Source organism: Paenibacillus sp. Y660, assembly GCF_057221575.1.
The window spans coordinates 140,367-155,939 of the sequence record NZ_JBXBBJ010000007.1 but is presented as its reverse complement, the minus strand read 5'-3'; the positions used below and the strand labels follow the sequence as shown (position 1 = coordinate 155,939).

Below are 15,573 nucleotides of genomic sequence, written 5' to 3'. Positions count from 1 at the left end.
CAGGCTTATGTCATGTAGTCTAGCTTATTTTAGCGCATATCAAGCGTTATTTCTTTAATGACTTCGTAAAATCTTCGCCATTCCGGATTAGCGCCTTCATTTTGACCATACGCGGGCGACTTTTCCACTTCCGTATGTGAAGTTTGGGACATTAGATTCGCTTTTGTCTTCTCGAGCGACAATTTCTCCTGTTTGGCCCGCAAGCTGCCGTCTAACATTTATATCATCATCCCTTCAACCAGCTTTTTCGCAGTGCAAAAAGCTCCCTCAGATCGGCGGTAGACATCTCCGTTATCCACTGCTCTGATTGACCGACGACTTGGTCGTTCAGCGACTGCTTCCGATCGATCATCTCGTCGATCTTCTCCTCCAGCGTGCCAAGTGTAATGAACTTATGCACGTGAACCTCTCTTGTCTGGCCGATTCTGAACGCCCGGTCAGTCGCTTGATTCTCGACCGCAGGATTCCACCAGCGGTCAAAATGGAACACATGGTTCGCAGCGGTCAGGTTAAGCCCCGTGCCGCCCGCCTTCAGCGAGAGCACAAATGCGCAGCAAGGCTCCTCTGTATTTTGGAATTGCTCGATCATTTGATCACGCTTCGCCTTTGGCACTCCGCCATGCAAGTACGGCACAGGCAAGCCAAGCTTCTCCTCAAGCAGCTGCTGAAGCTGATGTCCCATTTCGATATATTGCGTGAAGATGAGACAGCGCTCGCCTTCGGCAGCGATCTCCTCGCACATTTCAAGCAGTCTAGCCACTTTATTAGAACGGTCGATTTCCCATAAAGCGGTTTTTTCCTCATCGGCAAGCAGAGAAGGATGATCGCATAACTGCTTCAGCTTCGTTAATGCGGCAAGAATAAGTCCTCTGCGCTGCATCGGTCCGAGCTTATCGAGATTTTCCAGCAGATCAGCCACTAGGTTCTCATACATGGCGCCTTGCTCTGCCGTTAACGTCATAAAGGTTTTCGATTCATTCTTATCCGGCAGCGACAGCTGGATCGCAGGGTCCTTCTTGATTCTGCGCAGCATAAATGGCTTCACCCAGCGCTGGAGTCCGGCGATCAGCTTCTCATCCCGCGTTTTCTCGATCGGCGTCACGACTTCCTTCCGGAATTCGTTAATATTGCCCAAATAACCGGGATTAATGAAATCATAGATCGACCATAGCTCAGTCAGCCGGTTCTCCATCGGTGTGCCCGTCAGCGCAATGCGATGCCCTGCCGGCAGACGCCTGATTGCTGTTGACTGCTTGGTATATATATTTTTAATGTTTTGCGCCTCATCAAGGCAAAGCGCATCCCAATCGACTAAGCCTAAATCCTCCTCGTCAAGCTGTGCGAGCGAGTAAGAGGTTATGACCAGATCAGCACCCGCAACCGAATCGCGGAATTGCTCTCCTTTATCCCGCTTATTGCCATAATGCAGCATCACTTGAAGCGACGGCGCAAACTTTTCAAGCTCCTTCTCCCAGTTGCCAATAACTGACGTCGGACAAATGAGCAGGGATGGACCGCCAGATTGCAGCTTTCTCTCCTTTATATAGACGAGATAAGCCATAAACTGAATCGTTTTGCCAAGACCCATATCGTCCGCAAGCACACCGCCAAGTCCGAATCTCCTTAGAAACAGCAGCCAGGATACGCCCTCCAGCTGATAGGGGCGAAGCTCGCCCAAAAAAGTTGGCGGTATTTCGGCAAGCGGTATTTGCGAGGTTTGCTGCAGCTGCGCAAGCCAAGACGTTAAATGCTCATTCAGCTCGACCTCCGCTTCCAAGTCATGGTCCAGCTCGCCAGTATCATCGAGTGGAATGCCACCTTTGAGATGCATTTCCAGAACGTCACGGAAAGAGAGTCCTTTGCGCTTGCCCATTCGCTTCAGCCATTGTTTGATTTGCGTCACATCCTGCGGGTCCAAATGAACCCATTCGCCGCCAATATTGAATAGTCTGCGGTTCTGCTCCGCTAGATGCAGAAACTCCGCCTCGGTCAGATTGACGTCGCCAAGCGCTAGCTTCCAATCAAATTGCACGATTTGATCAAGCCCAAACATCGGCTGCGCAGCTGATCCCACTGATGACTTCATCTTGGCTCTTAACCGCAGCTTCCGCGAGCGAACCGCTTCCCACCAGCCTGGCAGAAGCACCGGACAACCGGCTTCGAGCAGACGAACGCTTGCTTCCTCTAAAAATTTCCACGCTTCATTGTCGGACAGCTGTTCCCTAAGCCTGCCTTCATCATGCGTATCTTTCAGCTCCGGCAAAGCCGTTGTCCATTTCAGCTGCTCCTTGGCAAGCTTCCCGTCTAGATACGGCAGCCACTCTGCTGGAATCGTACGGTCATCCTCCGTTTCCGCCTCCCAGCCATCCCCATTTTCGTTGAAGCGTATTGGCAGCCACGAGCCACCCTCACGATCCTGAAGCACGGGGCGAAGCCGCCAGAGGGATGACTCCATAGGCTCTACGAGCTGAAGGGCAGTGCGGAAAGGAAGAACATCCTTGCGCAGGCCAATAGCGATCAGCCAATCTTCCTCATCGGCTGATTTCCTTCTAAGCACCGCTTCGCCTGAAGCCATGCCAATATCTTTCCATGCCCGTGCAGCCTGCTCGTTTTCTACGATCATTTGCTCGACAGCGCCGCTTAACCAATTCTCAATTCCTTTATCGCCATTTTGAAGGGCGGCCTGCACATTGTCGTTCCATGCCCGGTTTAAATCGATCTCCTGCTCGGGAATGGCCACTCGCCAGCTCCGCACATCGTCCGTCCAGCGGTCCCAATCGGGCATAAACCAGCCTTTGATCAAGACAGTACGTATTTGCTCTGCCATCCTCATCAGTACGGACAATCGATCCGTCCATTCCAATTGAAGCAGACGCACATGCTGCGGCGAGGACAAATAATCCATAGCGAGCAGCGGCGGCACTTTGAGAAGCTTGCGTTCACCTAAGCTAATCTCTTCAATATCCGCGCCGAACCAGGATGCCTTATGCCATGCAAACAACAAGGAGCGCAGCTTGCCATCGGCCGCATCCTTCCGATCGACTGCGCTTAACAGAACGGAGGCATCGCCCTCATCTTCGTTCCAAAATCCGTCAATCATTAACTTACGCGCGCCAATGTATGTTTTCATGTAACGATTTTCCCTTTCCACAGCTCTTCCTGAAATGCTCTAAGCCGCTGATGCTTGCGTACAAGTCCTGCTATATATTGATCCCATCTCGGTACATCCTTATCGGCTTTATACAATCGCTCTAATTTCTTCAGCTGCTTCACCGCTATTCGGTAACCCTGCCGATTGCGAGTCTGAATGGATGCCTCTACCGACTGATGATAAAGCGGCATTAACGCTCGCGGCGCAAGCTTGGCAATTTCACGCAGCGCAGAAGCGCCAACATCCTCCGGACGGGACCCTACGAGCATCTGCAAATCCGCCCATTCCTCATAACGCTTCTGATCCAGCCAATGGTCAGATAATTCTGAATAGGAATGAGGCAGCAATTGCGTCATATAATCGGTCCATATCTGCAAATCAGGACGGTCAAGATCGGCTCTGCGGCACAGGGTTAGAAACGGGCCCACCGATCGGCCATTTTTCACTTTGTAGACACGCTCGAACAGAAAGCTCATCCAGTGCTGCACATGATCCCATTTTCCTTCTTCCATCCGCTGCGCCGCGCATGGATACATCACCTTCTGCGAACGCTCAAAGCTCGTCAAAGAAAAATGATGGATAGCTTGTTCGTCTTTCCGATCAAAAAAGTACATAATGCCAATCGCGGTATGCAGAAAAGCCTTGTTGGCGCCCTCCGCTTCTTCAGCCTTCGACAGCTCAACCATCGCAGCCAGCTCGCGCTCAAACCATCCGCGGTTTTCCGAAAGCTTCTCGCAGAAGACCAAGTAAATATATTCCCAATCAAAGAGCTGCCGCTCCGTGCTCGATGCCCAAATTTTCACATGAGCGATCAATGCATCCGCCCAAGCCTCTTCCTTCGGCTCCATCTCAGCTGGCGTTAATTCGGATATTAGCGTATATAGATGCTCCACCCATGGCTCTGCCATGCGGATGAACGACATTTCATGATAATATCTGCTGAACGAATCCACTGTATTAATGGCCCGCTCCGCTTGCTCCAGGACAAAGAGGATGGCCGTTGACCAGTGCAATCGCTGCATCGGCTTCTCCCAATCCTTGGACAGCCCCTTCAATGAAGATAATAGCGGCTGAAGGGCATGCAAAGAATGCCGGCACTTCCGCCATACTTCGCCATGCGTCTCTTCCATCCAGATCAGCCACTCTTCAGCGGTTGCGAGAGTACCTGGATCACGGGGAGCGACTGGCAATTGCGGCTGTACTTCAGCCCTCGCAGTCTGAGAAGTGTTAAGCAGCGAACTAGCAGATGAGAGTCCTAATAAGCGAAAATAGGATCGTTCCGCAAGGCTATGCCCTCCTTCCTGCTGACTGCAATATTGAAAATAAACAGCAGCCATATGCTTGCAAAAACCGGTATATGGACAGGTACAGGAGCTGTACCGCAAATTACTGGCATCCAAGATGACAGCGTAAAGATCCGAGCCCTGAACGACGCCATACAAATGATCAGAGCTGCCCTCATTTGCGCTGTTCACTTTGCCTTCCATGTAATATAGCCAGCCTCGCTTCATAATTGTCGTCTCGACGTGAACGTTTAACTGTTGTTCAATCAGCGCGTGCAGCTTTTCATTGAGGCGCATTACAGACATTCACCCGCTTCCTTTCCGTTCACTTGCATTCTTTCTATTATACCAAGCCGAAACGGCTGTTGCCATCATTTGGCGTCAAAGAAATAAAAACGCCTTCCCGACATTAGGTTCAGTCGGTATGGCGCTCTTTGTATTATAATGGCATTTTCACGATGAAAGTCAATTTCCCGGCAGGCTCCGCTGTTACGTATACGTCTCCTTTGTACTGCTTCGCGATCGATTTGACGATGGAGAGCCCTAAGCCCTGATGGTCCTGCTGCTTAGTCGAATAGCCAGCTTCGAAAATCGGCTTCGCTATCGCTTCATCCGCATTTTCGCATGTATTCGTCACCGTAAACTCAAGGAAATCGGCCGTCTGCTTGCCGGCAAGGGTTACGTGGCGGCTATCCTCGGCATATTTTAGCACCTCGTCAAACGCATTATCGATCAAGTTGCCGAGCATGCGATTGACATCTAGCGTCCTAACGCCCATCTCCTGCATATTAAGTCCTGTAAACGAGCAGCTGAACTGAATTTTATTGCTTTCCGCTTGCGAAATTTTCGAGCGCACAAGCGCCGCTATGGCCGGATTTCCGATATTGATAATATCGTTCATCATCCGAATATCGCCGGTCAGCTCCTTCGTATACGCAACGAGCTCCTGCGATTTATCGAGCTCCGCCAATGAATGAATCGTCTGTACATGATTCAAGAAATCATGTCTTTGCGCCCTTATCGATTGGAACATTTGATTGATCTCATCCACATAGGTCTCTTGCGTGACACGAACGACCTTATCGCGCGAGTGTCTGTAGTATCTCATCGCAACAACGGCAATCAACAAGCTTAAGAAGGTTACGATAACAATAATAATGCCTAAATTAAGAAACTGTGAATCCAGCTTTTCTTGAATAACATGATAATCAGAAGTAAGCATCAGTACGTAGCTATTCATCGGCCGGCCATCTCGATCCGTTATGTTGATGCCTTTTTCGTTAACGAATGTCGGAATGTACATTTTGTAAATTTCTTTGCCATTGACATTTTCCCTAAGGGTAACTGTCTTTTTTGAGAAATAAGCTTTGCGCACCATGCTCGTATCCTGCGCAGTCTTTATCGTATACGAGCCATAAAAGATCGGCTCTTGTACTTTATGACCTTGCACAAGGCCCTCCGGATTAATCGTTTCTTTCCCATCCGGGAACGTTTCCGGGTTAATGAATGCAATTTCTAATAAGGAATCGCTGGTTTGGACCGAATTTTCGATCATGCGATGAACGCCCGTGGCGTTCTCATACGCTTCCTGCCGCTCATAATCCACATACGGGTCTATAATATAATTGGTCGCACCGTCGTAATAGTAGCCCCATTTGTTGAGCTTATCCACATTGGTCGTAGATACCTCGAACGGTCCGCTCCAGAAATTCGGAAGCGATTGCCCAAGCCAGTCCACAGTAGCGTTCTTGTTCTCGAACAGCTGGTTAAACACCTCGTACCACGGCTTCCACGTTTTGGTGCTCGTGTTCACTTGCTTCTCGTTTGACGATTTGTATAACACGATGTCATCGGGCAGCTTTTTTAGAAGCGTGATGTGGCTGAGGTCCAGCTTGTCGCGCAGCTCCATCAGCTGCTCTGACGTTACTTTCTCGATATCGGGATCAAGCGCATATTGGATGGCAATCGAAGCGGTACGCAGTTCGCGTCCAAGCTGATTTTGGAATAGCTCGGAGCCTTCGCGAGATTGCTCAAGGGAAATTTGAAGTCGATTCGCATGATTCAGGAGTTCTTCGTTAAAAGAGTCTTCCAGCGTTTTTTGGGTAAGAAAATAATAAGCCGTATTATTCAATAAAACTAAAACGACGATAACGCTGATCGCCACAAGCCATATGTTGCGTTGCATCTCCTGCATCTTGCCCTTCTATCTATATTAGCTTTCATTATGTAGCATCCTAAACCAAACGACAATACTATTTCGACTAACAAATGATAACAAATGCGCGAGCAATCGAAGAGAAGGATGCGACAGCTAACGTTTAACCGGTGATCTTCTTCCAAAATAAACGAACAGCCCATTTACGTTCCTGACGCTTCTTATAACGCGGAAGCATGCGGTAAATTCGCAGCCCATCCTCGGTAGTACGCTTTGCTTCCTGCGTGTTTCCAAGCTTCTTATAAATAGTGGTTAGCTGATCATAAGCCTCGCAGGAAGAGGAATTGATCGCTTGAAAATCTTTTATATACGTTAGAGCCTTGTCTATCTGATCCTTCGAATAATGGGACGCAAATCGTAAATAGGGAGCGCCGTATTTGACACGCGGATTAAGTTCAAGCCCGCGAAGCATGCTGGCTACGCCCTTATCCTCTTCACCTGTATACAAGTAGCTCATGCCTAGGTCATCCCAGAACTCAGCGGAATCGTCCAGCGTATGCTGCAGCGGTTCAAGCCACCGCAATGCTTCGCTGTATTTCTTCCTCTCAAGCAGCAACCGGGCGAGCTCATGCTTTGATGACACATCATTTGGCGAGCTGTCTATTTGTTGTCTCAGTTTTCTTATTCTCGACATTCTCTTTAATGGTTTAAAAAGGCTTGGCGTCAATCCAACAAAGCGCCGATCCAGCATATAAAGCAGGATAAGCATAACGAGGATAGCGATAAATGGGTTGCCGAACAACCAAATTAAAAATACGAATAGACTAAATTTTAACATCTTATCCCCCTATAAATTCGGTGATCACTTTCACCTTGCACTCAAAAACCGGTGATTTATTGTCCAAATATGGTTCTATTATACCATAATTTTAACGATTATTGAGCAAAACTAGCAAATTATCACTATATCCAAGAGATGAATAATAAATAGGCTAAAAACTCAAACTAGTTGCGTATTAAGGCATTTGCATAAAATGGAGGATGAAAATGTTATGACTTCAAATGATACGCCAGATCAAACACTTACAACCAGGCAGGGCCATCCCGTAACTGACAATCAAAATATTCGGACCATCGGCAACCGCGGCCCTTCCACGCTTGAGAACTACCATTTTATCGAGAAAATCTCGCACTTTGACCGCGAACGTATTCCTGAACGTGTCGTGCATGGCCGCGGCGCTGGGGCACATGGCTATTTTGAAGCCTACGGCAAGCTGGGCGATGAGCCAATAGCAAAGTATACGAGAGCCAAGCTCTTTCAGAAGGCAGGCAAGCAAACACCTGTATTCGTTCGATTCTCAAGCGTCATCCACGGCGGCCATTCCCCGGAAACACTTCGAGACCCGCGCGGCTTTGCCACAAAGTTTTATACGGAGGATGGGAACTGGGATTTGGTCGGCAACAATCTGAAAATCTTTTTCATTCGCGATGCTATGAAATTTCCCGATATGGTGCATGCCTTCAAGCCTGACCCCGTCACGAATGTGCAGAGCATGGAGCGCTTCTTTGATTTTGTCTCGCAATCGCCCGAAGCTACGCATATGATTACGTTTCTGTTCTCTCCATGGGGAATACCGGCTAATTACAGGCAAATGCAAGGCTCTGGCGTCAATACATACAAATGGGTTAATGCCGAAGGCAAAGGCATTCTCGTCAAATATCATTGGGAGCCGTTGCAAGGTATTCGAAACCTGACCCAGACTGAAGCCGAGCAGCTTCAAGGCAAAAACTTCAATCACGCCACTCAGGATTTATACGAGGCAATCGAGCGCGGTGAATATCCGGAGTGGGAGCTTCAAGTCCAATGGATGAGCGACGACACGCATGAAGAGCTTGATTTCGATCCTCTCGACGATACGAAGCTATGGGATCCCGAGCTGTTCCCGATGCTGCCGGTCGGCAAGATGGTGCTGAACAAAAACCCGGAAAACTACTTCGCGGAGGTGGAGCAAGCGGCGTTCGGTACTGGCGTTTTAGTGGACGGTCTCGATTTCTCCGACGATAAAATGCTGCAAGGCCGCACGTTCTCTTATTCCGATACGCAGCGGCACCGTGTTGGCACCAACTATCTTCAATTGCCGATCAACGCGCCGAAGAAGGCAGTTGCTACCAATCAGCGAGACGGACAGATGGCTTTCTATATCGATATCGCGCCAGGTCAAAATCCGCATGTCAATTACGAGCCTTCTACGATGGGAGGCTTAAAGGAAGCAGAGCGTTCTGGAGAGCCGCATGAGCCATCCTACTCGGCTAAACTAACTAAGGAGCCTATAGATCGCCAAAACAATTTCAAGCAAGCCGGTGAAACTTATCGCAAATTCGAGCAATGGGAGCGCGACGAGCTCATTGAAAACTTAGTAGACGCGCTCAGCAACTGCAGCACGGTCATTCGCGAGCAAATGATTCGGCACTTCTCGGAAGCCGACAGCGAATATGGCAGTCGTGTAGCAGAAGGTCTTAAGCAAGCGGATTCGAATCTTAAGGATAAAGGTCATGTCGGCACAACGCCAGCCAACGAAGGAATGGAAATCGCAAGCGAGCTTGGCCATTCCACTGACGGCTATTGAAAAAAAATGAAAGTGTAATTTTTCAAGCGATCAGCCTCTTGACGAAAGCGCTTCAAATTAATATGATGTTAATATTCAATTGGGTGATCACAAAGGTCATTCATTTGAATTTAACGATTATCCATAGTAATTGGCGTGTTACTCAACCTATGAGGCATGAGCCAAGAAGAGACTACCATCTAATTTTGAATTAGATCGGTTTTCTTTTCTTGGCTCTTTTTTTTGCCAATTGGGCATCTTACTAACAAAAGGAGGGATTTCAAGCATGGCTCGCGCATTTCGGGTAGAACGTGCGATCGGCAACAATGTACTATTGACGGCCGACCTGGAAACCGATAGAGAATACATCATTTTCGGCAAGGGACTTGGCTTCTCGCTTAAAGCCGGCCAAACCATTGATAGTACAGATCCCCGCATTGAGAAGCGATTTCGTCTAGACGATACCGAGCAGATGAAGCAGTACCACTCCTACTTGGAGGAGATTGATCCAGGGATCATCGAAGTGACGGAGCGGATTGCGGAGCATATCAAACAGAAAACTGGCGTTGATGTGAATCCAAAGCTATTTTTTGCCTTGCCGAGCCACATCCAGTTTGCCGTTTATCGGCTTCGTAACGACATGGATATTGTAAATCCTTTTCTAAACGAGACAAAAAAGAATTTTCCGATGGAATATGAAATCGCTGCTCAATTAGCCGAATGGATCAGCAAGCAATTCGAGATTGAAGTACCCGAGGATGAGATCGGATTTCTATCGTTCCATATCCATTCCGGCATTCACAACGTGCCTGTCGGGCAACTAATTAAGCAAGCAGACCAACAATAGGAGGACTTACACATGCTATCCAAACTTTTTGGAAAATCAAAACAAAAAACGATTGAGATTTTAGCCCCTTTAACAGGTAAGGTCGTGCCTTTAACGGAGGTGCCGGATGAAGCCTTCGCAGGCAAGCATATGGGCGATGGACTCGCGATTGAGCCAGCAGAGGGTAAAATCATCGCTCCGTTCGATGGTACCGTATCCCATCTCATCCATACGAATCACGCCATCATCATTGAGCATGCGTCCGGCTTGCAGCTGCTTATTCATATCGGAATCAATACTGTCGCTTTAAATGGCGATGGCTTCCAAGCAAAAGTAGGCACAGGCGACACCTTCCAAGCAGGCGATACGCTTATAACCTTTGACCTGACCAAAATCGCAGCTGCCGGCTATCCCTCGGTCACGCCTATCGTCATCGCCAATCAGGATGATGTGAAGCATCTCGAGCATATCGTCGCTAGCGGCAACGTCTCTGCAGGGGAAGAGACCCTTCTTCGAGCAGAAATGAACAGCTAGACCAATGCCCCATTACATCTAAGTAGAAAAGAGGACGATAAGAACATGCTGGCCTTTCTTCAAAAAATTGGTAAAGCATTAATGCTGCCGGTTGCTTCGCTTCCAGCGGCCTCCATCCTGCTCCGCTTCGGCAATATCGATTATGTGAACGACTTCCATATGGGAAGCGCAGGACAATTTATTAATCAGTACATCGCGCCGTTTCTTGCTGCTGGCGGCTCCGCCATCTTCGATCACCTGCCGCTAATCTTCGCTGTCGGCGTAGCGATCGGCCTTGCCGGCGACGCCGTTGCCGCGCTCGCTGCCGTCATCGCTTATCAGGTGCTGATCACGGTTCAACTGAAAGTCCCTCTCGTCTTCACGGGCCTCGTGGGAAAAGATGTTGTCCTGAATATGGGCGTTCTAGGCGGTATCATTGCAGGTCTTATATCTGCTTACTTATATAAACGATTCCATACGATAAAGCTGCCTGATTGGCTGGGCTTCTTCAGCGGCAAACGCTTTGTTCCGATTATCACTTCGCTTGTAATGGTTATTGTCGCCCTGTTGCTTGGTCTTGTATGGGGGCCAGTGCAAAATGCGTTGGATTCATTCGGTCGCTGGATCGTCGATTTTGGCGGTATCGGCTCCTTCGTTTTCCTTACGGCAAACAGACTGCTTATTCCAACCGGTCTGCACCATGTCCTCAATTCGATCGCTTGGTTCCAAATTGGCGATTATACAGATGCCGCAGGCAAAGTTGTGAATGGCGACTTGACCCGTTTCTTCGCAGGAGACAAAACAGCGGGCATGTTCATGACCGGCTTCTTCCCGATCATGATGTTCGCTCTGCCAGCCGGCGCGCTTGCGATCATTCGTTCGGCACGCAAGGAGAAACGAAAGATGGTCGCCTCCATATTTATCGGGACCGCCTTCGCCTCCTTCCTGACCGGGATTACTGAGCCGCTTGAGTTTGCCTTTATGTTCGCAGCGCCGTTTCTGTTTATTATCCATGCTCTGTTAACCGGTTTGTCAGGCTTCATCCTTTATCAATTAGATGTGAAGCACGGCTTTGGCTTCTCTGCCGGATTTATCGATTACGCGGTTAACTTTCCGCTTGCGACAAATCCGCTGCTAATCATTCCTGTCGGTCTTGCGTTTGCGGTCGTGTACTATTTGTTATTTCGCTTCATGATCATCAAATTCAACATCAAGACACCTGGCCGCGAGGACGAATCCGTTGAAGAGAAGAAAGCAGCAAGCGCAGCATCTCCAGCTGATGGCGGCAGCAAAGCAGCAAACGTGCTGCATGCGCTTGGCGGTTCATCCAACATCGTAGGGTTGGATGCTTGTATCACTAGACTGCGCTTAGTTGTGAAGGACGAGACTGTTGTCAACGATTCACAGCTTAAAGGGATGGGTGCAGCAGGCGTTATTCGATTAGGCAAAGGTGCCGTACAGGTTATTTTCGGCACGCAATCCGAACAGCTCAAAGATGAAATTAAAAAAATACTGTAACTATACAGCTATTAGGAGTGGAAAACCGATGCAAAACAGCTTTATGATCCAAAACCCATTCGGCATTCACGCAAGACCGGCACGAAAAATCGTCGAGGCTGCAAAAACGTTCGCAGGTGCCGTTACGCTTGAGAAGGATGGCAAAAGCTTTAACGCGAAGAGCCTCGTTCATGTTATTACAGTTGGAGCTAGGCAAGGTGACAGCATTACGGTAGCTGCTGAGGGCGAACATGCAGAGGACGTTATCTCAGCAATTGGGGCGATCTTGGTTTCAGTCGAGCAGCATTTGGAAAAGGGGCAATAAATGATGCTTCTTCAAGGAATTGCCGCATCGCCTGGATATGCCATTGGAGTGGCTAGAGTATTATCGGCAAAGGCAGCGCAAATCGTAAAGGTACACCTCGCTGACAGTCAATTGGCTGAAGAGCTCAGCCGCTTCGATGCTGCAATTGCAGCATCCCGCGAGGAACTTGAAGCGATACATGGCAAGCTCATCGCTCAGCAGAAGGAGTCCGAAGCCGAAATATTTGAAGCGCATCTTATGCTGCTTGAGGACGAGGAGCTTGTTGACCGCTCGAAGGAGCGAGTTCGGGAAGAGCGGATAAATGCCGAATACGCCTTCTTTACAACCTCCGAGGAAATTGCCGAAATGATCAGCGCATTGGATGATCCTTATCTGAAGGAACGTGCAGCCGATATTCGTGATGTAAGCCGTCGCGTGATAAATCAATTGCAAGGCATTTCCTCCGAGTCTTTAAACGATGTGACAGGTAAAATCATATTGTTTGCCGAGGATTTGACGCCATCAGACACTGCGCAGCTTGATCCAAGCAAGGTTGTTGGTTTTGCGACGCAAGCTGGCGGACGTACGTCTCATTCTTCCATTATTGCAAGATCAATCGGCATTCCGGCGATCGTTGGGATCGGCGGCTCGCTGGAAAATGCGGTAAAGGACGGTCAAACGGTCATTATCGACGGTGCGGATGGACAAGTCATTATCGATCCCGATGATGCTGCGCTTTCTCGTTATTCGCAATTGCAGCAAAAGCAGCTTGAACGTGAGCAATATTATCAAACGTATTTGAACCAGCCTTCCGTAAGCGGCGACGGCGCGCAGGTGGAGCTGGTCGCGAATATCGGCTCCGTGAAGGATGCAGAGCAAGCCGCTAAAGCTGGCGCTGAAGGCATCGGATTGTTCCGTACCGAATTTCTCTACATGGATGCAGCAGAGCTGCCGTCCGAAGAAACACAATTTGTTGCTTACCGCAAAGCAGCCGAAGCGTTTGGCAGCGATGCGCCTATCGTTATCCGCACCTCCGATATAGGCGGAGATAAGGAAATACCCTATATGAATCTTCCGAAGGAGGACAACCCCTTCCTTGGCTTCCGCGCGATCCGCATCTGCTTGGATCGGCCGGATATGTTCAAGACGCAGCTTCGGGCGATTTTGCGGGCGAGCGCTTTCGGCAATTTGAAAATCATGTTCCCTATGATTGCATCGCTTAGCGAATGGCGTCAAGCGAAGGCTATGCTGGAGGAAGTTAAGGTCGAGCTGATCGCAGCTGGCATAACATTCAACCCAAGCATCGAGGCCGGCATCATGATTGAAATTCCGGCTGCAGCTGTCCTCGCGGACAAGTTCGCGAAGGAAGTTGATTTCTTCAGCATCGGCACTAATGATTTGGTTCAATATACGATGGCAGCCGATCGCATGAATCCGAAGCTCGGCTACTTAAACGATCCGCTCCATCCTGCCATCTTGCTGCTGATCGAGCGCGTCATCTCGGCGGCTCATGCGAGCGGCAAATGGGTCGGCATGTGCGGCGAAATGGCTGGACAGAAGCATGCTCTGCCGATCTTGCTTGGCCTCGGCTTAGATGAATTCAGCATGAGCGCAAGCGCAATATTGCCAGCGCGAGCTTTGCTGGCCAAGCTTTCCCAGCTGGAGATGAAGCAAGTCGCGCAAGCGGTTCTTGAGCTAGGCTCGGCAGAAGAGGTTAGAGCTTATGTTGAGGAGCATGTTCAAGCGTTGAAGCAAGCATGCACATAAAGCGGGGCTGTTCAAACAAGGTTATGTACCTTGTGAACAGCCCCTTCTTTTCGCATGCTATATCCTAAACCTATTTCAAGTATAATAACGTGGCGCTGTCATGATTATATCGTAATTTGAAAAAGAAGCTTTTTCCCTTCATAGCGAAAATCAATATGTCCCTTATATTTCTCAACGGTTCTCTTTACGATAGTGAGGCCGTTCCCTCGCAAGGACTGCCCATCCTCCTTCGTAGTAAACCCATACTGAAAGAGGCTGCTTAATTCTTTATCCGTAAGCATGGCAGCATTCTCGATGGCAAATTTATATTTTCCTTTATCGATTTTGCAAATGACACGAATTTCCTGCGGCAGCTCGCCGAACGACGCTTCTACGGACTCGATCGCATTATCCAGCAAATTTGAAAATAGCTTAACCAAATCCATGGACTCCATTTTATCAAAATCGATAAAGTCCGTATCAAAGGTGATGTCTATATTTTTGGAATGAGCAAGCTCCCACTTACTTTGGAACAACACCATCAAAAACGGATTTTTTACTCGGAGAGACAAATCCATTGTTTTGGACTCAGTCGTAAGCTGTCTCAAATAATCATGCGCTTTATCGTACATTCGAATGTCCATTAAGCCATTCAACACCTGCAGATGATTCATCAAATCATGCCTGCTTGATTTGATGGTGCCTACTATTTTACCGAGTTCAGAGATGTATGTCTTCTCCGATTCCTTCAAATCCTGTTTCAAACGTGCCTTGTACCATTTGTTCAACAAGTACACGCCTGCTAACAATAACAATGCGAACAAGACATCCAGTCCGAAGATATGCGAATTGCTCTTGATGACATGCTTGCTGATAAGACCTAAATCCTCAGCAGCTATATCGATTCCTACTACACCAATCATTTCGCCCTTCTCGTCGAATAAAGGAACCCCTATGGACATATAAGAGCCGGAAAGTTCATCATGAATAATGCCCGTGTAATAGTTCACCCCGTTCTTCGCACGAATCACCTCAGCAGGAGGGGCCGTACATGGAAATCCAATCGGCAAATCCTCCACAGCAGGCGGCCCGGCTGCCACCATGACCTTAGAGACTTCACTTTCATCCAGAAGCAAAGTATACACATAGAGGGCATTAATTCGTTTCCGATACTCTTCCAGATAAAGCTTCGTTTTCTGAAAATGCTCATCTTCCGATTTGGACAGGAGAAATTTCTTATAACTCTCTTTATCCAAGCCATTTGCCACTTCTATTGCAATTTCAGTATATTGCTTTGCCAGCGCGATTTCAGCGGATTTGCTCGTGGTCTTATAAGAGAAAAACAGCTTTATCCCGGTGAGCAAGCACATAATGGCAATTGATATGACGATAAAATAAATCATTTTTTTTTTTGTAGATAAAAGATTTGATATCATTGAAATAATCCCTTTTCAGCAATTATGTATTAGATTTAATCGGCGTTACTGCCGGC

At 48.3% G+C, this 15,573-nt stretch carries 11 protein-coding genes and 1 pseudogene; 6 read left to right on the top strand and 6 right to left on the bottom strand.

Annotated elements, in window-relative coordinates; genetic code table 11:
- Nucleotides 1–29 precede the first annotated feature (29 nt).
- The 5 genes from AC2TDN_RS11235 to AC2TDN_RS11215 all read right to left on the bottom strand — a co-directional run bounded on the left by AC2TDN_RS11235 (nucleotide 30) and on the right by AC2TDN_RS11215 (nucleotide 7,427).
- On the bottom strand, nucleotides 30–218 hold the full coding sequence (locus tag AC2TDN_RS11235) for a hypothetical protein (protein ID WP_482068109.1): 189 nt from the start codon (nucleotides 216–218) through the stop codon (nucleotides 30–32).
- 8 nt (nucleotides 219–226) lie between these two features.
- Entirely contained in the window at nucleotides 227–3,130 is a 2,904-nt protein-coding gene (locus tag AC2TDN_RS11230) for a DEAD/DEAH box helicase (RefSeq protein ID WP_484688046.1), read from the bottom strand.
- Nucleotides 3,127–4,740, bottom strand: a complete 1,614-nt coding sequence (locus AC2TDN_RS11225) for an SWIM zinc finger family protein (RefSeq protein ID WP_482068107.1) — start codon at nucleotides 4,738–4,740, stop codon at nucleotides 3,127–3,129. Before AC2TDN_RS11225 ends, AC2TDN_RS11230 begins: the two co-directional genes overlap by 4 nt.
- Before the next feature lie 133 nt (nucleotides 4,741–4,873).
- The gene (locus AC2TDN_RS11220) at nucleotides 4,874–6,628 is read right to left on the bottom strand and encodes a sensor histidine kinase (protein WP_484688045.1); all 1,755 of its coding nucleotides are present in this window, start codon (nucleotides 6,626–6,628) and stop codon (nucleotides 4,874–4,876) included.
- A 124-nt stretch (nucleotides 6,629–6,752) separates the two neighbouring features.
- On the bottom strand, nucleotides 6,753–7,427 hold the full coding sequence (locus tag AC2TDN_RS11215; RefSeq protein WP_484688044.1) for a tetratricopeptide repeat protein: 675 nt from the start codon (nucleotides 7,425–7,427) through the stop codon (nucleotides 6,753–6,755).
- Nucleotides 7,428–7,662: 235 nt separating this feature from the next.
- Between AC2TDN_RS11215 and AC2TDN_RS11210 the strand changes: the two are divergent.
- From AC2TDN_RS11210 to ptsP, 6 genes and pseudogenes are all read left to right on the top strand, one after another.
- Nucleotides 7,663–9,216 (top strand): annotated as a pseudogene (locus AC2TDN_RS11210) (catalase); the annotation flags it as partial.
- A 265-nt stretch (nucleotides 9,217–9,481) separates the two neighbouring features.
- Complete coding sequence (locus AC2TDN_RS11205; protein WP_484688043.1) at nucleotides 9,482–10,042, top strand: CAT RNA binding domain-containing protein; 561 nt, start codon at nucleotides 9,482–9,484, stop codon at nucleotides 10,040–10,042.
- A 12-nt stretch (nucleotides 10,043–10,054) separates the two neighbouring features.
- Entirely contained in the window at nucleotides 10,055–10,555 is a 501-nt protein-coding gene (locus AC2TDN_RS11200; RefSeq protein WP_482068103.1) for a PTS sugar transporter subunit IIA, read from the top strand.
- A 45-nt stretch (nucleotides 10,556–10,600) separates the two neighbouring features.
- On the top strand, nucleotides 10,601–12,052 hold the full coding sequence (nagE, locus tag AC2TDN_RS11195; RefSeq protein ID WP_484688042.1) for an N-acetylglucosamine-specific PTS transporter subunit IIBC: 1,452 nt from the start codon (nucleotides 10,601–10,603) through the stop codon (nucleotides 12,050–12,052).
- A gap of 28 nt (nucleotides 12,053–12,080) precedes the next feature.
- Nucleotides 12,081–12,356: an HPr family phosphocarrier protein gene (locus AC2TDN_RS11190; protein ID WP_482068101.1), complete on the top strand. Its 276-nt coding sequence runs from the start codon at nucleotides 12,081–12,083 to the stop codon at nucleotides 12,354–12,356.
- Nucleotides 12,357–14,102: a phosphoenolpyruvate--protein phosphotransferase gene (gene ptsP / locus AC2TDN_RS11185; protein ID WP_484688041.1), complete on the top strand. Its 1,746-nt coding sequence runs from the start codon at nucleotides 12,357–12,359 to the stop codon at nucleotides 14,100–14,102.
- Between the two features lie 104 nt (nucleotides 14,103–14,206).
- On the opposite strand, the gene AC2TDN_RS11180 is transcribed toward ptsP, so the two are convergent.
- Nucleotides 14,207–15,517 (bottom strand): GHKL domain-containing protein, encoded by a 1,311-nt coding sequence (locus tag AC2TDN_RS11180; RefSeq protein WP_484688040.1) that lies wholly within the window; start codon nucleotides 15,515–15,517, stop codon nucleotides 14,207–14,209.
- Nucleotides 15,518–15,573 lie beyond the last annotated feature (56 nt).